Origin of the sequence: Acinetobacter pittii ANC 4050 (assembly GCF_000399685.1) — a bacterium.
GTDB classification, from domain to species: Bacteria; Pseudomonadota; Gammaproteobacteria; order Pseudomonadales; family Moraxellaceae; genus Acinetobacter; species Acinetobacter pittii_E.
Genome location: NZ_KB976987.1, coordinates 2,990,613 through 3,013,034 on the forward strand (window position 1 = coordinate 2,990,613; position 22,422 = coordinate 3,013,034).

Consider the following 22,422-nt stretch of genomic DNA (forward strand, 5'->3'; position numbering starts at 1 on the left):
ATTATGCAAATTAAAAATATTTTGGTGGTTTGCATTGGAAATATTTGCCGTAGCCCTATGGCAGAATATTTCTTAAAGCAGCAATATCCCCAATTAAGTATTGAGTCTGCTGGTATTTCCGGGCTCGTGGGACATCAGGCAGACAATAAAGCACAACTTTGTATGCAACGCCTAGGTATTGACATGCAACCGCATGTAGCACGTAAGCTTAGCGCTGAACATATAAAAAAAGCTGACCTTATTTTGGTCATGAGTCACAATCAGCAAAAGCATATTGAGCAAACTTGGCCCTTTGCAAAAGGTAAAACCTATCGCTTAGGGCATTGGCAAAACAAAAATGTGCCAGATCCGTATCAGCACGATCAAGCTGTTTTTGATGAAACCTGCCAACTTATTCAACAGTGCATTGCTGATTGGAAACCTTATATTTAACGCCAAGATTTTAAACTTATGAACCAAAATACAAACACCGAAGATACAATTGATTTAAAAGAATTGTTTTTTTCACTGATTGCTCAGTGGAAGCTAATCGCACTCTGCATTATTTTAAGCCTTGTGTGTGCGCTGCTCTATTTACGTGTAACACCAGACACCTATTCGGTTGATGCTTTGGTTCAAGTTGAAGACAGCAAAGGGGCTTCTGCTGCACTTTTAGGCGATTTATCTAATATGATTGAGCAAAAATCGCCAGCTCAAGCTGAAATTGAAATTTTAAAGTCTCGTCTGGTTTTGGGCTCGGTCATTAAAGACTTACACTTGAATATCCAAGTTTCCAGCACTGAAAATACGTTTACTCATCGCCTATTAAGCGATACTGACTATAAAACTGAATACACTAAAAAATCAGTTTTATTTAAAGATGACTTAAAAAGTTTTGAAATTCGTGAACTTGAGGTTCCAGCTTACTATTTAGATAAAAATTTACTACTTAATTTTGATAAACAATCTGTACGTTTAACCGATCCAGAAACTGAAACAGTGCTATTAACTATTCCTCTGAATCAAGCTAACCATGTTGCGGGCCCCCATGGACTTTGGAAAATTGCTATCTTTACTAAAGATCAATTTGATGCCACTTATAATATTAAAAACTCATCTATACCCGCCGCTGTAAATACGCTTAGCTTAAATTATTCAGTTGCAGAACGCGGTAAACTTACAGGTGTTTTAGGCTTAAACTATCAAGGTCAAGACAAAGAACATATCACTAAAGTTTTAAATGCGATTTTAGCAACTTATAGTGCACAAAATATTGAACGTCGCTCAGCTGAGTCCGCTCAAACTTTAAAATTCTTAGATGAACAACTGCCAGATCTTAAGAAACAGCTAGATGATGCTGAGCGTCAATTTAATAAGTTCCGTCAGCAATACAACACAGTTGATGTAACCAAAGAGTCAGAACTTTATTTAACTCAGAGTATTACTTTAGAAACTAAAAAAGCTGAACTTGAACAAAAACAAGCTGAAATGGTCGCGAAGTATACTGCTGAACATCCTGCAATGCGAGAGATTAATGGACAGCTTGCAGCCATTAATAAACAGATTGGTGAACTCAACAGTACGTTAAAACAACTACCTGATGTACAGCGCCAATATTTACAATTGTATCGTGAAGTAGAAGTCAAAACCCAACTCTACACAGCACTTCTCAACTCTTACCAACAACTTCGTATTGCAAAAGCTGGTGAAATTGGGAATGTCCGCATTGTTGATACCGCAGTTGAGCCAGTGGAGCCAATTAAGCCGAAGAAACTGCTCGTACTCATTTTATCTATTTTTGTTGGTGGTTTTGTTGGAGCTTTAATTGCTTTACTACGTAATATGTTACGTAGCGGTGTGAAAGATTCCGGTCAAATTGAAACTGAATTGGATCTGCCAGTTTACGCAACAGTTCCACGTTCTCCAATTCAAGAAAGTCGTATTAAAATTTTAAAGAAGAAGAAGAGCATTCCTATTCTTGCTGTTAAAAACAGTGATGATATTGCTATCGAAAGCTTACGTAGCATTCGTACAGCCATTCATTTTGCTTTAACAAATGCAAAAAATAATATCATTATGATTGCTGGCCCTTCTCCTGAAGTAGGCAAATCATTTATTTCGACCAACCTTGCAACGATTTTTGCGCAAGGTAATAAACGCGTCTTGCTCATTGATGCTGACATGCGCCGCGGTTATATGCATAAATACTTCGATGTAGATGTAAAACCTGGTCTTTCTGAATTACTAAGTGGGCAGGCAGATTTTCAACAGGTTCTTCACAAAACTCAAGTTCCTAACTTAGATGTGATTACTCGTGGTAAGAGCCCAACGAACCCTTCGGAAATCTTAAGCTCTAGTCAATTTAAAGATTTGCTAGAAAAGGTTCAAAGTGAATATGACCACATCATTATTGATACTCCACCTGTCCTTGCAGTAACCGATGGTATTATTATTTCGCAATATACAGGTGTGAACTTAATTGTTGCGCGTTATGCTAAGTCGCAAATGAAAGAGCTTGAATTAACGCTTAATCGCTTTGAACAAGCAGGTGTTAAAGTCAACGGCTTTATTCTTAACGATATTCAACGTGCAAGTGCGGGTTATGGTTATGGCTATAACTATGCTTACGCATATAAAGCGCAAAAAGAAGATTAACCGAAAATTGATAAGAGAACCGGATCAAATGATCCGGTTTTTTATTTAAGATTTTTTTAAGTCTATCCCTACTAAAACTAACTAAAATATATAAAAAACCACTCGTTTTTTTTCTTAAACATTCTATGCTTAAGCATGCTAAGATCAAAAGCAGCCTTTTTAGACTCAAATGATTATTTTTGGAACCTTTTATGAGTAAAGCCTTACCCATTGCTGTCGCTGTAGTTTTAGGCGGTGCTGCACTTGTACCAGTTTATTATGCAAGCCAACATCCGACCACAGAAGTCGGAAGCAAAGCAAATAAAAATGCCTCTCCAATTGAAAAAATCAGTTATGTTCTTGGGTACGAAGTTGCTCAGCAAACTCCACCAGAGCTAGACACAAAATCATTTGTGAAAGGAATTCATGATGCTCGTAATAAGCAGCCAAGTGCTTATACTCAAGAAGAGCTAAAAGCAGCTGTTGCTGCTTATGAAAAAGAGTTGCAGCAAAAAATGCAACAACAAGATAAACCAGAGCAAGCTGCTGGAGCAGCGTCTGAATCTGCAGACGTTCAATTCCTTGCAGAAAATAAAACAAAAGCTGGTGTAAAAACTACGGCGTCTGGCTTGCAATATATCATCACTAAAGAAGGCACAGGTAAACAACCAACTGCGCAATCTATGGTGAAAGTACATTACGAAGGCCGTTTAATTAATGGACAGGTTTTCGATAGTTCTTATAAGCGCGGTGAACCAGTTGAGTTCCCACTCAATCAAGTTATTCCGGGCTGGACTGAAGGACTTCAACTCATGAAAGAAGGTGGTAAAGCAACGTTCTTTATCCCATCTAATCTTGCTTATGGCCCTCAGGAACTTCCTGGTATTCCAGCAAACAGTACGCTGATTTTTGATGTAGAACTCATTTCAGTGAAATAAAAACATTCAGGAGAGTAAAACAGTACTCTCCTTTTTTTTGGAAAACAGCATGAAAAAAATTGGTTTAATTATTGCAACATCAACAATGAGTTTATCTGTTTTTGCTGCTACACCTATCACAAATAAAAGCCCAGCAAAAGAACAATTTAGCTATAGTTATGGCTATTTAATGGGTCGGAATAATACTGAAGCATTAACAGATTTAAATCTTGATACTTTTTACCAAGGCTTACAAGAAGGTGCTCAGAATAAAACAGCTCGCTTAACCGATGAAGAAATGGCGAAAGCAATTAATGATTATAAAAAAACATTAGAAGCTAAACAGCTAGTCGAATTTCAAAAACAAGGTCAACAAAACGCTCAGGCTGGTACTGCATTTCTTGCTGATAATGCAAAAAAAGCAGGTGTAATTACCACTAAGTCCGGTCTTCAATACCAAGTATTAAAAGAAGGGACAGGTAAAAAACCGAAAGCTGCATCACGTGTGAAAGTGAATTATGAAGGCCGTTTACTCGATGGAACTGTATTTGATAGCTCAATCGCACGTAATCATCCAGTTGAATTTCAGCTTAGCCAAGTGATTGCAGGCTGGACTGAAGGTCTACAAACCATGAAAGAAGGTGGTAAAACACGTTTCTTTATCCCTGCAAATCTCGCTTATGGTGAAGTTGGCGCAGGTGACACGATTGGTCCAAACAGCACTTTAATTTTTGATATTGAATTGCTACAAGTTTTGCCAAAATAAATATATTAGATATAAAAAAAAGCGATCATTTAAGATCGCTTTTCTATTTTCAGTGTTTTAAATCTCTTGGTCGAAAACCTGTAAGGATCAAACCGATCAGGTAGGCAATAATTCCAACTACGCATAGCCCTACGACTTCAACAACACGAAGCCACTGTGAAAGCTCACCGTTATACCAATTTAACCCGAACCAAAGCGCTGCAATCATTGCAAGGTTTGCTAAACCATATTGAAGCACTAGTTTTTTCCAATGTGAACCAAATCGGAAAATATTACGCTTGTGCAAATAGAAGTAGAGTAAACCGGCATTCACTAAAGCTGAACCTGAAGACGCTAGTGCAAGTGCCATATGTTCTGCATGCCAATCGATAAGCTTAAAGAACCCAATAAATACAACGTTTAAAATTGCATTAGCAGCAACAGACATTAAACCTACGCGCACTGGTGTTTTAGTGTCTTGCTGTGCATAGAAACCAGGTGCAAATACTTTAATAAGCATAAAAGAAATTACACCAGCGCTCATGCATTGCAATGCTAGAGCTGTCATTTGTGTATCACGTAAATCAAACTCGCCACGCTGGAATAATGCTTGAATAATCGGTGTTGAAAGCATAAATAAAGCAATACTTGCTGGTAATCCTACCAATACAATGACTTTTGCAGCCCAGTCGATCATACCGCGGAACTTTGCTTGGTCTTGCTCTGCATGACGGGCAGAAAGTGAAGGTAAAATTACTGTACCAATTGCGACACCGATTAAACCTAACGGTAACTCAGTCATACGTTCTGCACTATATAGCCAAGATACCGAGCCATCTTGCATAAATGATGCCCAAATCGTATTTAACAGCAGGTTAATCTGAGTCACAGATACACCAAATAATGCTGGAAGCATGAGTTTTAGAATACGCTCCACACCCTCATGTTTAAAATCAACTTTAGGTGGAATCAGTAAGTTTTTACGCCACAATTCGGGAATTTGTATGGCTAACTGTAACACCCCAGCCACTACAACCGACCAACCTAATGCTTTGATTGGCTCAGCCATATACGGCGTAAGCCACCACGCCCCTGCAATCATTGCTACATTGAGTAAAACAGGTGAAAAAGCTGGTGAAGCGAACGAGCCATAACTATTTAAGATGCTGCTGGCAAAAGCTGTGAGCGACATAAACATTAAATAGGGGATGGTCAAACGGAACATGCTGACGGCTAAATCGAACTTTTCCGGATCACTGTGGAAGCCCGGTGCATACATATAGATGATTGCAGGTGCTAAAACCATGGCCACAAAAGTGAGTAAGGTCATGACTGTTAATAAACAGCCAAATACGCGACTAATTAAAATCTGTACTTCAGCATGTGCTCGACCCGTTTTATATTCAGTTAATACGGGAATAAATGCCTGCGAAAAAGCCCCTTCGGCAAACAATCGTCGAAAGAAGTTAGGAATACGAAAAGCAACGACGAAAGTATCAAAATCTTTACCTGCACCAAACACGTTGAGCAATACGACGTCACGTACTAACCCTAACACTCGTGACAACATCGTCATTGCACTGACAATAAAAGTCGATCGCCACAATGCCATCGCACTCACCTACAGCTATATTCGAAAGTCGCTATTGTAATGAAACTAAAAAATCTTTTCGTTGTGAAATGATGAATGAACTCAACTTTTTTTCTGAGCCAGTAATTGTCTAAAGTGCTGCCATTTAAAATGAGGGCCCGGATCGGTTTTTCGGCCAGGGGCAACGTCTGAGTGACCTGCAATATGGTTTTTAATTTCTGAATAAGCTTGGCGAATGACGGTAACAACATCTGTTAATACTTGATATTGTACTTCTTCAAAAGGTAAATCATCACTTCCTTCAAGTTCTATCCCAATTGAATAATCATTGCATTCTATTTTGGATAAATAGCTCGAACGTCCGGCATGCCATGCCCGATCATTAAAATTAACAAACTGGAGGACTTCACCAGTTCGTAAAATCAGCAAATGCGTAGAAACTTGCATGCCTTCAATAGTTTGAAAATAAGGATGAACTGACCAATCTAGCTGATTTTGAAAAAACTGCTCAATATATCCGCCTCCGAATTGAGACGGCGGCAAACTAATATTATGAACCACAATCATTTGAATTTCGGTACCAGTCGGACGCTGGTTAAAATTTGGAGAAGGGATTTGTCTCGCCCCTTTTAATTGCCCATCTATAACTTCATACGGTGTGATTTGCTTCATTGAGATGCCAATAAATTGCTTGCCAATTGTTTTAGTTTAAAACAGTTATCTACTTTTCAAAGTATTAAATGCGATTGTTTATCGCGATTAATCTCATAAAACAGCTTATTTTTCAGGTCGACGGTGCTAATATATCGCAAGTTTTAGGGTCATCGACAAAATGGAAACCGTATGAGCATACCTCAGTCTTTGCTTGAACAATCAATTCAAATCAATATTCAACAAGCATTACAAGAAGATATTGGGGACGGCGATATTACCGCTATGCTCACACCTGAAGAGGAGCAAGCCACTGCAACCATTATTAGCCGTGAAGATATGGTTTTAGCTGGTCAACCTTGGGTAAATGCACTCATCTCAGCTTATGACAATACTATTCAGGTGACTTGGTTAAAACAAGAAGGTGAGCGTGTTGCGGCAAACGAAGCGTTTTTAAAACTTGCAGGTTCTGCACGTAGTTTACTTACTGTAGAGCGCCCTGCTTTAAACTTTATTCAAACTTTATCTGCTGTTGCGACAAAAACTGCTGAATATGTTAAGCATCTTGAAGGCTTAAATACAAAACTTCTCGATACACGCAAAACCTTACCGGGCTTACGTATTGCACAAAAATATGCCGTAGCTGTCGGCGGCGGACAAAATCACCGTCTTGGTTTATTTGATGCGTTCTTAATTAAAGAAAATCATATTATGGCAGCAGGTGGTATTGCCCAAGCAATTGCAAAAGCACATCAAATTGCGCCAGGCAAACCTGTTGAAGTCGAAGTCGAAACTTGGGATGAACTAAACCAAGCGCTTGAAGCTGGGGCGGACATTGTCATGCTCGACAATTTTAGCCAACAGCAAATGATTGATGCCGTAAAACATGTGGCAGGTCGCTGTAAACTCGAAGCTTCGGGCAATATCACTATTGAGAACTTACGCGAAGTGGCGACTACTGGCGTTGATTACATTTCTATGGGTGTCTTAACTAAAGACGTTAGAGCTGTTGATTTATCAATGCGTTTTAATGCTTAAGTAAAATCCACATCGTTATTCATATTTTTTTGCGACTTGGTCATGTCTGCCGCTTGTGTTTTTTGCCACGCTGACTGAGTCGCTTGTGCCCCACTATCACGTGGATCGGCAGCCATTAAAACAAATGTAACTACTGCTAATAATACAATAAAACCTTGTAGCATAAATTTTCCCCATCACTTTAAAAAATCAGGGTTTCAACATAAAAGATAAATATGACCAGGCTTAGGAGATTCTGTTACAAAAGGTAAGTCTTTATTTTTATTATTCATCTAAACGACAAGTTATTACCTCTCTTCATTTATATTTCCCAACATTAGATTGTGCGAGATGTCATCTACAACCTGAGCAAGACAAAGCGATTATAGCTTTGTCGCAGCGCAAGAATGTTATTAAGCCTGCCGTTGCCCTTCGGTACGTAATAAAGATTAATTAATCTTTATTACGTACCTTACTTTGGGCGAAACCAAAGTAACGAATTAGCTACTTCCACTGGATGAATAAACGATAAGACTCCGTCGTGCTAACTAATTTAAAATAATTATTAACTAAGACTTCAGCTTAACATTCATGCATTACAGCAACTTAAGACTCTAAATACCCCATATATGGATCAGAAATTGAATCTTCTTGAGTTTCTATACGACCTGCAAAACGACGACTAAACGTCGCATCATCAGATAAAGTCACAGTAAAGTCATACCAGCCACCAAATTCAGACATATCCCACACCAATTCTTTTTCAGAGCGATCTGATTCTATAGTCCATATCTTGTTTGGCAGATAAGCATTTGCTTTAACAGTGAGCTTGACTGACTTATTACCATCATGACGCACTTTTAAATACAAATTCGCATCACACTCTTCCACACATACTCTAATTTCTGGTAGTGCTTGCGTCTGGTTGGCTTGACTTAAATTACCTTTAAACGCACGGTGGAAGCCATTTGGTCCAAGTACCCATAAATCGTACTGGCCATTTGTAGCATTCCATACATCATCAAGCTGTTTACCCGCCTCAACCATATAACGACGAGGAGCCACCATAAGATCTAATCGGTTATAGACATGAAAAACGGCTGCTTGTTTGCCCGTGTTTGAGAACATCAGCTTTACAGTTTTTTGAGTAGCATCGACTTTGGCACTGGTATGCAAAATATAAGGTAAAGCACGTGATGGTCTAATCCCCATTTCCTGCTGCGGAAATTGTTGCTGGCTTGGAACAGGAACTTGTGGCAATAAAGCCTGAGCAACACGAATCGCATCAGCTTCGGCTTTAGTTTTCTTCCCATCTAGTTCAGCAACAGGCAGAAGGTTCGGTGTTTTAAAATTAAATGCTGTTGTTAAATCACCACATACGGCACGGCGGTATGGACTAATATTAGGCTCTTGCACACCAAAGCGTTTTTCCAAGAATTGTAAAATAGAAGTGTGGTCGAAGACCTGTGAGTTCACCCAGCCACCACGGCTCCACGGTGAAATTACATACATTGGAACACGTACACCCGGCCCATACACTCGACCGTCTGGCTTAGGTTGAGATTCTGAAGTCGCTACTGCTGGATGGTTAAAGTATTCATAAGATACTTGCTGATCACTTAAAGTCGTTTTTCCATATACAACACCATTTGCATCTTTAGACGGTGCACTTGGTGAAGGAACATGGTCAAAGAAACCGTCATTTTCATCGAAGTTTACCAATAAAACGGTTTGACTCCACAGCTCAGGGTTTTCAGTTAATGCATTTAATACTTCCTGAATATACCAAGCGCCCTGTACAGGACTAGATGGCCCTGGATGTTCACTGTAAGTTGCTGGAGCAACCAACCAACTCACCTGCGGTAATTTACCTTGTGCGATATCAGCTTTAAAAGTTCCTAAAAAACCACCGTCCGGCATGGTATTGGCAATACCTTTGTAAAGTGGTTGAGTCGTATCGATCTTTTCATCATACGCTGGGCAAATGAGTGAATCATGGCTAACTGGTTGCCCTGACTGTTCATTTGCACGGCGATACTGTTTGAAACCAGCTAATGGGTTATCGGTAAAGTTATCCGGCATGTTTTGATAAACTTTCCATGTTACGCCGGCCTGCTGTAAGCGCTCAGGATAAGTCGTCCATTCATAACCTTCAGTTGATGGTCCAATCCCATCAAATTCATTTACCACACTGGCGACACCTGCGCCCGTAGGACCATTCGTTCCCGTCCAGATAAACTTACGATTTGGGTTGGTGCCCGCATGCATAGCGCAGTGGTAGGCATCACAAATGGTAAATGCATCGGCTAAGGCAAACTGATATTCAACTTCTTGTTTTTTATAGTAACCCATCGATTGTGGTTTTTTAGATGCCACCCAATCACTCATTCGCCCATTGTCCCAAGCTGCTTGGCCATCAGCCCATGAGTGGGGTGTACCTGAAACGCGTTGTGCGTTTCCTAAACGGCTATCTAAATGGTAAGGCAATACTTTCTTTTTATTCGTATCATATTGTTCCCAAACCTTTCGGCCTTCCGTCATTGGAATAGTAAAGCGGTCACCAAAACCACGTACACCTTTTAATGTTCCGAAATAGTTATCGAAAGAACGGTTTTCCTGAGTCAAAATCACGATGTGTTTAACATCTTGAATAGTTCCACTTTCAACTTTGGCATCAATAGCTAAAGCTTTTTGAATACTCAGCGGGAAACTCGCTAAAGCAGCTGTCCCAAACATAGTTTTTGTAGAATTTAAAAGAAATTCGCGACGATTCATTAGTTCTATCCTAAGTTCTTATTATGGTGCACAGTGCATTTTGCAATTACTAGTCGGCGGTGTTGTAGGCGATGAATTATCTGAGTCGTTATCATCATTACAAGCACTGAACATGAGTGCTAAAGATGTAATTAATAAAAGTGAAAGTTTTCGCATTAGTTTTTCCAAACGTTTTAAATGCGAACTACTAATAAAGCGTAAAAGTGACAGGCAAGTGATGTTTTTATGTCGATTTGATGAAGGCATAAAAAAACGCATCCGAAGATGCGTTTTTTAGAAAGCGTAATATTACCAGCCTAAAGCTTCTTGTTGCTTTTTAATGAGCTCGGCAATTCCTTTTTCAGCCATTTCTAACATGGCATTACTTTGTGCGCGAGTAAACGGTTTGTCTTCTGCTGTACCTTGAATTTCAATAAACTCACCAGCTTGTGTCATTACTACGTTTAAGTCAGTTTGACAGTTCGAGTCTTCTTCATAACAAAGATCAAGCAGTACTTCGTCTTGATACATACCTACAGAAATTGCAGCAACTAATCCTTTAAGCGGATCGTGCTTAATTTTCTTTTGCGATAACAAAACATTCATTGCATCAACTAATGCTACAGCCGCACCAGTGATCGAAGCAGTACGTGTACCACCATCAGCCTGAATTACATCGCAATCGATCGTAATCGTGTTTTCACCAAGCTTTTTCAAATCAACCATAGCACGTAAGCTACGACCAATGAGGCGCTGGATTTCCTGAGTACGACCAGTTTGCTTACCACGAGCCGCTTCACGATCACAACGTGAATGTGTTGAGCGCGGTAACATGCCATATTCTGCCGTTACCCAGCCTTGACCTTGGCCTTTTAAAAAGCGTGGCACTGAGTTATCAATGCTTGCAGTACAAAGGACTTTGGTGTGACCAAATTCGACCAGCACAGAACCTTCAGCATAACGGGTGTAGTTTCGTGTAATTTTCACTTCACGTAATTGGTCTAATGCACGTTGGTCAATACGCATAATCCTTCCTAACTTCTCTTAAATACAAACTTGGGCATAGTATAGCAAAGGATTTTGACAGGTTGAGTTTATTCCCTACTTTCAAATGTAAGTCTGCAATTTTCATGACTTGAAAAATAAAAATAGCCCCTAAAAAGGAGCTATTTTGAAATAACTTAGATTACGCAAATTTGAATTTTGCTTTTAACTTTTCCAATGTCTGCATAACTTTTCCAGTGGTATGGTTTGGCAGTGAACATTTCGCCAAACGTACCCATACACTCCAGAACTGGCGCATAAAGTTCGCTTCGTTGTAGTTAATGCCATATTCTGCGCAAAGTGCCTTAATTTTCGGTGCTACTTCTTTATAGCGGTTAGCTGGCATATCTGGAAATAAATGGTGTTCAATTTGATGACTTAAGTTACCACTCATAAAGTGCATCCATTCTGTACCACTAAAATTACTTGAACCACGAATTTGACGTAAATACCACTCTGCCTTGGTTTCAGTGTCGGTATTATCAGGCTCAAACGTTTCTGCATCTTCTGTAAAGTGGCCGTTAAAAATCACGGCAGATGACCACAAGTTACGAATAATATTGGCAACTACATTTCCTGCAAAAACCGGTAAAAACATAGGACCAGAGATCACAGGGAAAAACACATAATCTTTTAAAACTTGGCGAGTGGCTTTTTTACGTACTTTAGATGAATCTTTCCAAACTTGTTTCCAGCTCTTGGTTTTATAAACTAATGCATCTTCAAGATGTAAGTTTTGTACACCCACATACCATTCAAAGAAAAACATTAATTGTAGACCAAGTGGAATATTAAACAGGTGGCGAGGTTCCCACTTCTGCTGATCACTTACTCGCAAAATACCATAACCTACATCATGGTCTTTACCGACAATATTGGTATAAGTGTGGTGCACATAGTTATGTGTTTCACGCCAATCATCACCCGATGCAATGGTATCCCAATCGTAAGTATTACCGTTCAGACTTGGTTCATTTAACCAGTCAAACTGACCGTGCATAACGTTATGGCCAAGTTCCATGTTTTCTACAATTTTAGAAATACCTAATAAACCTGTGCCTAGTAACCAAACAGGCGGAATCCAACCACCAAACATCAACATGCCACGTGAAGCGATTTCGGTGTAGCGAACAAAATTACGCACTTTGTAGATATATTTCGCGTCTTGTTCACCAAGACTTTGCATAATATCTTGACGAATCTGCTCAACACGGCGACCAAACTCTTCTGTCTGCTCTGGAGTTAAATGAGCAGATTTAGAAACGGTAGAAAATTCTAATGCCATATTCATAAGGTTAATCCTCTTTAATTCTTTTTATAGATCAATCGTGACTGGGCTTAATGCCTGGCTCACGCATAGTTTAATTGGACGGTTAGGTTGGTCTTCAATTTCACCTGTTAACAGGTTTTGAGTAACACCGCTGACTTTGGTACAGCTACATTTATTGCAAACACCCATACGGCAACCATGTTGCGGACGTAAACCTGCTTGCTCTGCACTGCTCAGTAAATTTGTTTCAGCTAAAAACTCCTGCTGGGCACGGCGGAAAATAATACGCTGTGCTGCATGTGTACCAGTCACTTGCAGTGGCTGAAAATATTCTTGATAAAGTTGTGACTGAGCACCCTTTTGGGCATAAATTTCATTTGCCTGCTGCATCATGCCGTGATGACCACACACATACGTTGCAGTCTGCGCAAAATCTGGAACCAACTTTTGCAGTAATTTTTCAGTTAAATGCTGCTTTTGCTCGGATGTATTAAAAAAATGATAGTGAAGCTCGGGATGCTTTTCTGCCAAAGCTTTTAATTCAGCATGAAAAATTTCAGCACGATTAAAATAAATGACGTGAATTTGTTCAAGCTGCTGTTTTAAAGCTTGCTGCAAAAGTGAATAAATTGCAGTAATGCCACTACCTGACGCAATTAAAATCGCAGGATGCTGGCCTTGGTGCAAAGTAAAATCACCTTGTGGCTGTGAAATCTCAATGCACTCTCCAACATGTAATCGTTGGACTGCACTTGACACCAAGCCTTGTACTTTAATACCTAAAGCGATTTCACCCTGAGTAGTCACTTCAATAATTGAATAACTACGCTGTTGGTAAATGCCATCGATGAGCAAAGTCAGCAGAATACTTTGACCTGCGCGGACCTGATCGAAATTAAAATTACGATTCGGTTTAAGCTTGATAAGCACCATATCGGTATGAAGTGGCTGAACAGTAGTAACTTCTGCAAGTACCCTTTTCCAAGCCCAAGTCGCGTTAATTTTCTGTAAAACAAAATCAACAAAATCTTCTCGAACCCAATGTGGCTGATAGCTAATTGTTGCGTTCATACGTTCCTCTTTTGTTTCTGGCTATTTATTTGAGTGAACACATGTTCGTATAGTGAACATATGTACACTATATTTATAAGTGTTCACTCAGTCAACACTTGTTCACTATTTTTTTTATGAAAATTTGCTCTTTTTTGTTAGACTTTGGCTCACGGTTTAAATAGGTTCTTTTAATGTCGATACGGGATGAACGAAAACAGCAAAGTCGTCAGGCACTCCTTGATGCAGCCTTGCATCTGAGCACGTCTGGGCGTTCGTTCAGTAGTATCAGTTTACGTGAAGTTGCACGTGAAGTAGGTTTGGTACCAACAGCGTTCTACCGTCATTTTCAAGACATGGACGAACTCGGCAAGGAACTGGTCGATCAAGTTGCCTTACATTTAAAAAGTGTCTTACATCAGTTAGGTCAAAGTTATTTACAACATAAATCTGCCAAGACCCAAACCAGTATTGAGCTATTTGTGCAAGCAGTAAATCATAGCCCTAAACAGTGGCAATTTATGATTTCGGAGCGTTGGGGAGGCTCAGAAACAGTTCGTGCAGCTATTGCACGAGAAATCGAATTTTTGATCGAAGATCTCACAACTGATCTTACTAAACTCGAAAATTTTAAACATATTCAAGAGCCTCAAGACTTAAATGTCTTATCTACCATTTTGACCAATATGTCATTTACCTGGGCAATGACGTGGCTCAACCTATCAAAACAATATCAAGGTGAACAGCTCAAGCTGCAACAAGCTGCCTTTATTGAGAATGCTTCTACACAAGTTCGCCTACTCTTTAGAGGGATTGCAAACTGGGAACGGTAGAAGCGGCAAATGACAAAAAACAGGTTATGTGGTAATACGTAAAGAGAGAAAGAAAAAGGCTAAAAATTTCGAGAAAAGTCTTTTTCTTTTTACAGGAAGTAAATTATTAGTTAGGCCAAACTGGTGTGGGAATACCTATGAATCTTGATCGTCATACACAGTTTTTGATGCGTAAAGAAAAAATTCTGAGCGTGGCAGAAAAGTTGTTACTAGAAAACAATCAGGAAATTACTCTAGATGAGTTAGTGGCCGAGCTAGATATTGCTAAAGGCACACTTTATAAGCATTTTAGAAGCAAAAATGAGCTTCTACTTGAGCTTATTATTCAAAATGAAAAGCAAATTTTAGAAATTTCTAAAAAATATAATACAGATTTCAAAGAGTATGCTCCTCATTACATGCTTCACCATTTGCTTACGCCAGGCAAAACCATTTTATTGCATCAACTTGAAGAAAATCTGACAATGACAGAATCTAAGTTGAAGCATCTTTTCGAAGAGCTTTATGAAATCCGCCAACAACGTATTTTAGCAATTAAAGATATTACCGAAAGTTATTTAAAATCATTGAACTATGATATGTCGATTCGTGACTATTTGTCTTATATCTGGTCACTGACTTATGGCGCATCCCTACTTTTAAACTCTACTTATTACCAGCGTTCGATTGGTTCTCGTCAGAAATTAATTAATTTATATATTAATCAGGCATTATCACTACCGACCCAAACGGCTAATTTTGATGTTTTAAATTTTCAAATTGAAGATGAAAATCAGCAAAATTAATTGAAATATTTCGTGATAATTAACGATAAATTAAATATAAAAATGGGCTTCATATGAAGCCCATTTTTGAAGTAAAGCCTAAACAACTTATTTTGCTTTACGTTCTTTCTCAATTAAATAATTAAGAACTTGGGTAACTTTACCATCTTCACCCTGCACCACGTATTTACCATTAACGACAACTGCAGGAACACCTGTTAATTGGTACTGTTGAGCAAGTTTATTTGACTCGGCAACTTTCGCAGTTACTGCAAACGAGTTGTAAGTACTATTAAATTTCTGTTCAGGCACGCCATAACGAGTAAAGAACTTCGCAGCAGAAGCTTGATCAAAAATTTGTTGACCGTTCACTTGAATCGCATGGAATAGTGGTAAATGCGTGCGTTTACGTACACCTAATGCCTCAGATGTATAATAGGTACGCGCCCCTTGTTCCCACATTTTATTCATTGCAGCTGGTGTACGCACAAAACGTACATCTTTAGGAATCTGCTTTAACCACGTTTGCATATGCGGTTCAAGTTTAAAACAGTGTGGACATCCATACCAAAAGAACTCTCGAACTTCGATTTTCCCCGGAACTTCCACTTTGCTTGGATTGGCAATCACGGTGTAGTCTTTACCAGCAACAAAATCTGCTGCCATTGCACTACCCGATACGGCCATAATTGCTGCACTCAAACCACCCAAAACCAATTTTTTCATTGTTACAGCTTTTCCTCTAAGTTGTTATGCATTAGCTTATGCTCTAAATATAAAACAAATATGCTAAATTCGTTTTGCTTCTGTGAAGTTTTTTATTGGGTTTATCGCTTTTTTCCCAATAATCGCTACACTAACGGCGAACTACATCCAAAAAGATAACTCAAGTTTAGAGGTAGCACCATGTCGCAATTGAATGTTGATTTACAAGAAATCGCAAAGTTTGAAGCACTTGCTGCCAAATGGTGGGATCAACATTCTGAATTTCGCCCACTTCATCAAATTAATCCACTACGTCTAAACTGGATTGATGAACGTGCAGGCGGTCTAGCTGGTAAAAAAGTACTTGATGTCGGCTGTGGCGGCGGTATTTTAGCCGAAAGCATGGCACGTCGTGGTGCAGATGTACTAGGCATCGATATGGGTGAAGCACCTCTAGCCGTTGGCCGATTGCATGCTCAACAAGAGAATGTTCAAAATATTGAATACCGCCAAATTCCTGTAGAAGAATTAGCACAAGAACAAGCAGGCCAATACGACGTGGTGACTTGCATGGAAATGATGGAACATGTTCCAGATCCGGCATCTATTGTAAAAGCTTGTCAGGCTTTGGTTAAACCGGGCGGCCATGTGTTCTTCTCGACCATTAACCGTAACCCAAAATCTTATTTATTTGCCATTATTGGTGCAGAGTACGTACTACGTATGTTGCCAAAAGGCACGCATGATTATCATAAATTTATTCGACCATCTGAAATGGCACATGATATTCGTAATGCCGGCCTTACCTTAAAAGAAATGACTGGATTGCATTACAACCCTCTGACCAAGCATTATTGGTTAGCGCCGAATGTCGACGTTAACTATATGGTTCATACGATTAATACAGGTGCATGATGAAAGCTGTTTTATTTGATTTAGACGGTACGCTTATCGATACAGCTGCGGATTTCATTCGTATTATTCAGCAAATGTGCCGTGATGAAAGACGTCCTGTGGTTGATGCAGACCTCATTCGCACTCAAGTTTCTGAAGGTGCGCGTGCGATGGTGAAATTGGTCTATCCAGAGCTAGATATTGCCAATCCAATTTTCTTGGCTCATCGTCAAAACTTTTTAGATATTTACGGCAATAATATTGTGGTTGATACAGATCTGTTTGAAGGTATGTATCCACTTCTAGAAGAGTTAGAGGCTGCGCAAATCCCGTGGGGTATTGTGACCAATAAACCACGCGGTTTAAGTGAATCTCTTTTAGAAAAGTTAAATCTGACAGAACGCTGTGCGGTTTTGGTATGTCCTGAGGATGTCAGTAAAACAAAACCAGACCCTGAACCCATGTATTTAGCTGCTAAACAGTTAAATATCCCAGCAGATGAAATTATTTATGTAGGTGACCACCCACGTGATATTGATGCTGGTCGCAATGCCAATATGTACACTATTTTAGCTGCATACGGCTATCTACCTATTGAGCACCGTGATGATCTCGCCGCTTGGCAGGCTGATTCGATTGTAAATACGGTGACAGAATTACACGATATGTTACGTCAAAAGCTTCCTGCTCTACAGGAAAATCAGCGTATGATAAGTTAACATCAGAGTTTTATAGACTTTTTTAACGGTTACTCGTTTTATCAATATAAAAAGAAGGAGGTTTACCAATGAAATATTCAGAATATCAACCTCGTCCGGATCTACTCAAAGATCGTGTTATTTTAATCACCGGTGCTGGTGATGGAATTGGGCGAGCTGCGGCTCTAAGTTATGCCCTACATGGTGCAACCGTTGTCCTGCATGGTAGAACCTTAAATAAACTTGAAGTGATTTATGATGAAATTGAAAGTCTCGGTGCACCGCAACCCGCGATTTTACCGCTACAACTTTCAAGTGCCTCTGACCGTGATTACGACTTTTTAGTCGATACTCTCGAAAAGCAGTTTGGACGTTTAGACGGTATTTTGCATAATGCGGGTATTTTAGGTGAGCGTGTAGAGCTGGCACATTATCCTACAGAAGTATGGGATGACGTGATGGCAGTTAACTTACGTGCTCCGTTTGCCCTCACTCAAGCCTTATTACCACTTTTGCAAAAATCAGAAAACGCCTCTGTCGTATTTACCAGTTCTGGTGTAGGCCGTGAAGCACGTGCTTTATGGGGCGCCTATTCTGTCTCTAAAATTGCAATTGAAGCAGTGAGCAAAATTTTTGCAGCGGAAAATACTTATCCAAATATCCGCTTTAACTGTATTAATCCAGGCGCAACACGTACTGCAATGCGTGCTAAAGCCTACCCACAAGAAGATCCGAAGACATTACCTACACCTGAGTCAATCTTGCCTGCCTACCTCTATTTAATGGGTGAAGACAGCTTGGCGCTCAATGGTCAAAGTATTGATGCACAAGATTAAAAAGTTAAAGATGAAAAGCTAAATTAAATTACGGCCAATCATCAAATCTGGCTTGCCTATACCTGAAAAGATATATACAAGCCTTTTTTACGATTGATAAAAACTCTTGATCTATCCGTAATTTTAATTGAACCATTAAATGATCTTCACAGTTTCTCTGCATTTTGCGCGTAGAGTATTCAACATGAGAGACATCAGATGTAAACGAGGATGCATCATGAAAAAGTTGTTCACCATCTTAGCCCTATGCATAACCGTACTGACCACCAGTATGGCAAGCTTTGCTGATCCCCCTTTTGACCGAGGCCATGGCCCTAAAGGTCCTAAAGGCGGAGGACCACGCGGTGAGTGGAATGATCGTGGGCCAGGATTTGGACGTGATCATGATGAAGATCGTATCCGTGACGAACGCCGTATGCGCGAAGAACGTGGCTTTGAACGGTTGAAACAGCATCGCTGGCAGCCAGGTTATGTTATGCCACAGCACTATCGTGGCAATGGTTATAAAGTCGACTATAAAGACAGCAACCTACCTAAACCGGGCCGTAATCAGCAATGGTACAAAATCAATAATGACTATATTTTAGTCGATACAGATTCTAATAGTATTGTCAGTATTCGTGGTTTTTAAAGCGATAGAGCCTCGCTATCGCTGAATAAAAAGGATAAAGCCTTCGGGTTTTATCCTTTTTTATGCCTTATCTAGTTTAAAAATAAAAACTTTTCATATTTTCATATTAAGTATTTTCTTAATTTCTTCTTATTTCATATTGGGTTTTCACATTTATTCTTCTTGGTCTCCACGATTTATCTGCAATTGTTCACTAATCTTTAGTTATTGAAATTTAGCTCATCATTCGAGGTTCATAATGAAAAAATTAACAACAGCAATTGTTCTTTCACTCACTGGTTTAGTTGCAACAACAGCAATGGCAGCGCCTAACGATCATAATCACCATGGCAACTATCAAAACTATGAAGTGAAAACAGTTAAAGTGATTAAAAAAGATGACCATCGTAATGCTTGGCGAGTGGGTCAAGTTGTACCTCATGAATACCAACACTCACGTTACGTGATTGACTATCGCCAACATCAAAAATTAAGTAAACCAGGTCGCTACCAAAAATGGTACAAAGTGAACGGAAATTATGTACTGGTGAATGAACAGAGCCATAAAATCATTAGAGTTGTTCACTAATTTAAAACTTTTTAAACACCCAAACTTAGATTTGGGTGTTTTTTTATCTAAAACATGCGGCTTTAATCTTTTTTGTTTAGAATCATCTTTATATCTTTTTGCTGTTGATTCGAGATCGGTATGTCAAGTAAGCCTGTAAGTAAGTCGCATAATAACACCCAGCATTATGTACACTGGTTTCGACACTCAGCACCCTACATTAATGCGCATCGCGATAAAACGTTTGTCTTGATGTTTGGTGGCGAAGCAGTTCGCCATCCTAATTTCCAGCATATTATTCATGATATTGCACTGTTACATTCTCTTGGTATCCGATTAATTATCGTACACGGCGCACGTCCCCAAATTAATCACAACCTTAAAGAAAAAGGAATAGAAACTCCTTTTTATGACAACAGCCGAATTACCACACGTGAATCTTTAGGGTGTGTCATGAATGCTGTAGGCTCTATTCGCCTAGAAATTGAAGCATTACTTTCTATGGGTTTAGCGAACTCACCCATGTATGGTGCTCGAATAGATGTCGTATCAGGTAATTTTGTGACTGCGAAGCCTTATGGTATTCGTGATGGGATGGATTTCCAGCTCACAGGTGAAGTCCGTTCTATTGATACCGATGCGATTGATCGACACCTCGATAATCATAATATTGTGTTATTGGGACCAACAGGTTATTCCACTACAGGCGAAGTATTTAACTTACGAGCAGAAGAAGTTGCGACCAAAACTGCAACTTACTTAAAAGCAGATAAACTCATTTTTCTAGGTGAGCAACAAGGATTGCTGAATGAAGATGACCAAATATTACGTGAGTTAAGCCCACATCAACTAGACTATTACATTCAACAATACCAAACCATCAGTCCAACGCTCACTTTGCATTTGCAACAAGCAAAAAAAGCATCTTTATCAGGCGTACACCGCGTTCATCTTATTTCTTATGCCTATGATGGTGCATTAATTGAAGAGCTATTCACACGTGATGGTGTTGGTACCATGATTACCGATGCGCATTATGAAGAAGTTCGCATGGCCAACATTCAAGATGTGGGCGGTTTAATGAATTTATTACGTCCGCTAGAAGAAGAAGGTATCTTGGTTTATCGTTCGCGTGAACGTTTAGAGCAAGAAATTAGCCAGTTCGCTGTCATTGAACGTGATGGTACAATTCTAGCATGTGCTGCACTTTATCCAATTCCGACCGAATTTAACGAGACTCGTTCCGCAGAAATTGCCTGTGTTGCAGTACATCCAAGTTATCGTAAATCAAATCGCGGTAGTCAAATTCTGCAATTCCTTGAAGAAAAGGCAAAAGAACAAGGTATTCGGCAATTATTTGTTTTAACAACGCGTACTGCTCACTGGTTTTTAGAACATGGTTTTCATCAGGTGAGTGTTGATGACTTACCAAATGCTCGTCAGGCGCTTTATAACTACCAAAGGAATTCTTTAGTTTTTAAGAAACTGCTTCCTTAACCTTTGCTATTTTTAAGATATTCTTATTTCAGATAAGCTTAGTTTAAAAAGTACAACCGTAAAGTCGATTAATTTATGGTTGTACTTTTTTTTAAATCTTTAAATTTCATTATTCTAATAATTTTTATTTTATTTACATAATCTTAAATAACTTTTTATAAAGATCATCTTATTTAATAAATCATTTTTTTGCATAAGTTTATCGCCGAAAGTTTTTAGCTTTTTTTTACATAAATAAAGTCCGAATACTTATTTTTTCTGAAATAAAAATCCCTTTAGGGTATCTGCTCATCCAATTATTTTTTCTTTTTCTCTTTCGGGGAGCACGAAATCTCATGGCACTTTTCAACACCACTTCATGGGCAAAATATTCAGTCATCGCGGCCAGCCTTGCAGGAGTGATGATGTTAAGTGGTTGTGCCAAAAAAGAGGAACAGGCCACCACAACTTTAAATATTGGTTATCAAAAATATGGCATCCTTCCTATTTTAAAGGCTCGTGGTGACTTAGAAAAAGCACTAAAAGAACAAGGTGTACAAGTAAAATGGGTTGAGTTTCCTGCTGGACCTCAATTACTTGAAGGTTTAAACGTAGGAAGTGTTTCATTCGGTGAAGCAGGCGAAGCACCTCCAATCTTTGCGCAAGCTGCCAATCCAAATTTAGTTTATGTCGCAAACCAACCTGCTGCGCCAAAAGCCGAAGCATTATTGGTAAAAAAAGATTCTCCCATTCACTCTATTCAAGATTTAAAAGGCAAACGTGTCGCTCTTAACAAAGGTTCGAATGTTCATTACCTATTGTTAAAAGCTCTAGAAGCCAACAACTTAAGCTTAAGTGACATTCAACCTGTTTATTTACCGCCATCAGACGCTCGTGCTGCATTTGAAAAAGGTGCAGTAGATGCATGGGTGATTTGGGACCCATTCTTTGCAGCAGCTGAACATCAAATTCAGGCACGAGTTTTAGCAACAGGTGAAAATTTGGTGAGCAATCATCAGTTCTATCTCGCTGACCGTAAATTTGCAGAAAATAATCCGAAAGTACTCAATACAGTTGTGCAAACCCTCAACCAGACAACTGAATGGGTGAGCTCACATCAGGATGAAGCAGCCAAGCTACTCGAAAAACCTACAGCACTTGAGTTTGATGTACTCAAAACTTCCATTTCACGTATGGGTTTTGGAGTTCAGCCAATATCTGACAAAGTGGCACAAGAACAACAACAAGTAGCTGATGCCTTTTATACGCAAAAGCTCATTCCAAACAAACTCACCATTCAAGATGCCATTTTAAAACTGAAATAAACCCAGCTTAGGCACGGCAAATAACCATATAAATGCTGTGCCTTGCCTCATGGGGAACAAG

At 39.3% G+C, this 22,422-nt stretch carries 22 protein-coding genes; 14 read left to right on the top strand and 8 right to left on the bottom strand.

From position 1 onward, the window contains the following. Nucleotides 1-3: 3 nt before the first annotated feature. The 4 genes from ptp (at nucleotide 4) to fklB (ending at nucleotide 4,296) form a co-directional block, all read left to right on the top strand. Nucleotides 4-432: a low molecular weight protein-tyrosine-phosphatase gene (ptp, locus tag F931_RS17785; protein WP_016142581.1), complete on the top strand. Its 429-nt coding sequence runs from the start codon at nucleotides 4-6 to the stop codon at nucleotides 430-432. Nucleotides 433-450: 18 nt separating this feature from the next. Beyond that, entirely contained in the window at nucleotides 451-2,634 is a 2,184-nt protein-coding gene (ptk, locus tag F931_RS17790) for a polysaccharide biosynthesis tyrosine autokinase (RefSeq protein ID WP_016142582.1), read from the top strand. Between the two features lie 191 nt (nucleotides 2,635-2,825). Then, nucleotides 2,826-3,551, top strand: coding sequence for a BamJ family beta-barrel-assembly machinery protein (gene fkpA / locus F931_RS17795; protein ID WP_014208039.1), 726 nt, complete (start codon nucleotides 2,826-2,828; stop codon nucleotides 3,549-3,551). Between the two features lie 49 nt (nucleotides 3,552-3,600). Then, the gene (gene fklB, locus F931_RS17800; protein ID WP_016142583.1) at nucleotides 3,601-4,296 is read left to right on the top strand and encodes a BamJ family beta-barrel-assembly machinery protein; all 696 of its coding nucleotides are present in this window, start codon (nucleotides 3,601-3,603) and stop codon (nucleotides 4,294-4,296) included. A gap of 49 nt (nucleotides 4,297-4,345) precedes the next feature. Here fklB and murJ read toward each other — a convergent pair whose 3' ends face one another. Next, nucleotides 4,346-5,896, bottom strand: coding sequence for a murein biosynthesis integral membrane protein MurJ (gene murJ, locus F931_RS17805; RefSeq protein ID WP_171067926.1), 1,551 nt, complete (start codon nucleotides 5,894-5,896; stop codon nucleotides 4,346-4,348). A 72-nt stretch (nucleotides 5,897-5,968) separates the two neighbouring features. Further along, nucleotides 5,969-6,538, bottom strand: a complete 570-nt coding sequence (gene ampD, locus F931_RS17810; RefSeq protein ID WP_016142585.1) for a 1,6-anhydro-N-acetylmuramyl-L-alanine amidase AmpD — start codon at nucleotides 6,536-6,538, stop codon at nucleotides 5,969-5,971. Between the two features lie 171 nt (nucleotides 6,539-6,709). On the opposite strand from ampD, the gene nadC reads away from it, so the two are divergent. Continuing rightward, nucleotides 6,710-7,555, top strand: coding sequence for a carboxylating nicotinate-nucleotide diphosphorylase (gene nadC / locus F931_RS17815; RefSeq protein WP_016142586.1), 846 nt, complete (start codon nucleotides 6,710-6,712; stop codon nucleotides 7,553-7,555). On the opposite strand, the gene F931_RS17820 is transcribed toward nadC, so the two are convergent. From F931_RS17820 to hmp, 5 genes are all read right to left on the bottom strand, one after another. Beyond that, nucleotides 7,552-7,719 (bottom strand): ABZJ_00068 family colistin stress protein, encoded by a 168-nt coding sequence (locus tag F931_RS17820; RefSeq protein WP_016142587.1) that lies wholly within the window; start codon nucleotides 7,717-7,719, stop codon nucleotides 7,552-7,554. The two genes, nadC and F931_RS17820, sit on opposite strands and share 4 nt — an antisense overlap. 421 nt (nucleotides 7,720-8,140) lie before the next feature. Continuing rightward, nucleotides 8,141-10,309, bottom strand: coding sequence for a phosphocholine-specific phospholipase C (gene plcN / locus F931_RS17825; RefSeq protein WP_016142588.1), 2,169 nt, complete (start codon nucleotides 10,307-10,309; stop codon nucleotides 8,141-8,143). Between the two features lie 288 nt (nucleotides 10,310-10,597). Next, nucleotides 10,598-11,314, bottom strand: a complete 717-nt coding sequence (gene rph, locus F931_RS17830; protein ID WP_002120794.1) for a ribonuclease PH — start codon at nucleotides 11,312-11,314, stop codon at nucleotides 10,598-10,600. 160 nt (nucleotides 11,315-11,474) lie between these two features. Next, on the bottom strand, nucleotides 11,475-12,617 hold the full coding sequence (locus tag F931_RS17835; RefSeq protein WP_080649751.1) for a fatty acid desaturase family protein: 1,143 nt from the start codon (nucleotides 12,615-12,617) through the stop codon (nucleotides 11,475-11,477). A gap of 30 nt (nucleotides 12,618-12,647) precedes the next feature. Next, on the bottom strand, nucleotides 12,648-13,673 hold the full coding sequence (gene hmp / locus F931_RS17840; protein WP_016142590.1) for a ferredoxin reductase: 1,026 nt from the start codon (nucleotides 13,671-13,673) through the stop codon (nucleotides 12,648-12,650). Nucleotides 13,674-13,846: 173 nt separating this feature from the next. Between hmp and F931_RS17845 the strand changes: the two genes are divergently transcribed. Continuing rightward, complete coding sequence (locus tag F931_RS17845; protein ID WP_016142591.1) at nucleotides 13,847-14,485, top strand: TetR family transcriptional regulator; 639 nt, start codon at nucleotides 13,847-13,849, stop codon at nucleotides 14,483-14,485. A 137-nt stretch (nucleotides 14,486-14,622) separates the two neighbouring features. Next, a complete protein-coding gene (locus F931_RS17850) occupies nucleotides 14,623-15,270 on the top strand; it encodes a TetR/AcrR family transcriptional regulator (protein ID WP_016142592.1) in 648 nt (215 codons plus the stop codon). A gap of 87 nt (nucleotides 15,271-15,357) precedes the next feature. On the opposite strand, the gene dsbA is transcribed toward F931_RS17850, so the two are convergent. Continuing rightward, a complete protein-coding gene (gene dsbA / locus F931_RS17855; protein WP_016142593.1) occupies nucleotides 15,358-15,975 on the bottom strand; it encodes a thiol:disulfide interchange protein DsbA/DsbL in 618 nt (205 codons plus the stop codon). 180 nt (nucleotides 15,976-16,155) lie between these two features. Between dsbA and ubiG the strand changes: the two genes are divergently transcribed. The 7 genes from ubiG (at nucleotide 16,156) to F931_RS17890 (ending at nucleotide 22,361) form a co-directional block, all read left to right on the top strand. Beyond that, complete coding sequence (ubiG, locus tag F931_RS17860; protein ID WP_005804826.1) at nucleotides 16,156-16,869, top strand: bifunctional 2-polyprenyl-6-hydroxyphenol methylase/3-demethylubiquinol 3-O-methyltransferase UbiG; 714 nt, start codon at nucleotides 16,156-16,158, stop codon at nucleotides 16,867-16,869. Continuing rightward, a complete protein-coding gene (locus F931_RS17865; RefSeq protein ID WP_080649535.1) occupies nucleotides 16,866-17,567 on the top strand; it encodes an HAD family hydrolase in 702 nt (233 codons plus the stop codon). The genes ubiG and F931_RS17865 overlap by 4 nt, the downstream gene beginning before the upstream one ends. A gap of 68 nt (nucleotides 17,568-17,635) precedes the next feature. Further along, the gene (gene yciK / locus F931_RS17870) at nucleotides 17,636-18,382 is read left to right on the top strand and encodes a YciK family oxidoreductase (protein WP_009387635.1); all 747 of its coding nucleotides are present in this window, start codon (nucleotides 17,636-17,638) and stop codon (nucleotides 18,380-18,382) included. Nucleotides 18,383-18,599: 217 nt separating this feature from the next. Beyond that, nucleotides 18,600-19,013: an RcnB family protein gene (locus F931_RS17875; RefSeq protein ID WP_009387402.1), complete on the top strand. Its 414-nt coding sequence runs from the start codon at nucleotides 18,600-18,602 to the stop codon at nucleotides 19,011-19,013. 238 nt (nucleotides 19,014-19,251) lie between these two features. Continuing rightward, complete coding sequence (locus F931_RS17880) at nucleotides 19,252-19,581, top strand: RcnB family protein (protein ID WP_016142595.1); 330 nt, start codon at nucleotides 19,252-19,254, stop codon at nucleotides 19,579-19,581. Between the two features lie 120 nt (nucleotides 19,582-19,701). Continuing rightward, on the top strand, nucleotides 19,702-21,057 hold the full coding sequence (gene argA, locus F931_RS17885; RefSeq protein ID WP_016142596.1) for an amino-acid N-acetyltransferase: 1,356 nt from the start codon (nucleotides 19,702-19,704) through the stop codon (nucleotides 21,055-21,057). Between the two features lie 335 nt (nucleotides 21,058-21,392). Next, a complete protein-coding gene (locus F931_RS17890; RefSeq protein ID WP_016142597.1) occupies nucleotides 21,393-22,361 on the top strand; it encodes a sulfonate ABC transporter substrate-binding protein in 969 nt (322 codons plus the stop codon). Nucleotides 22,362-22,422 lie beyond the last annotated feature (61 nt).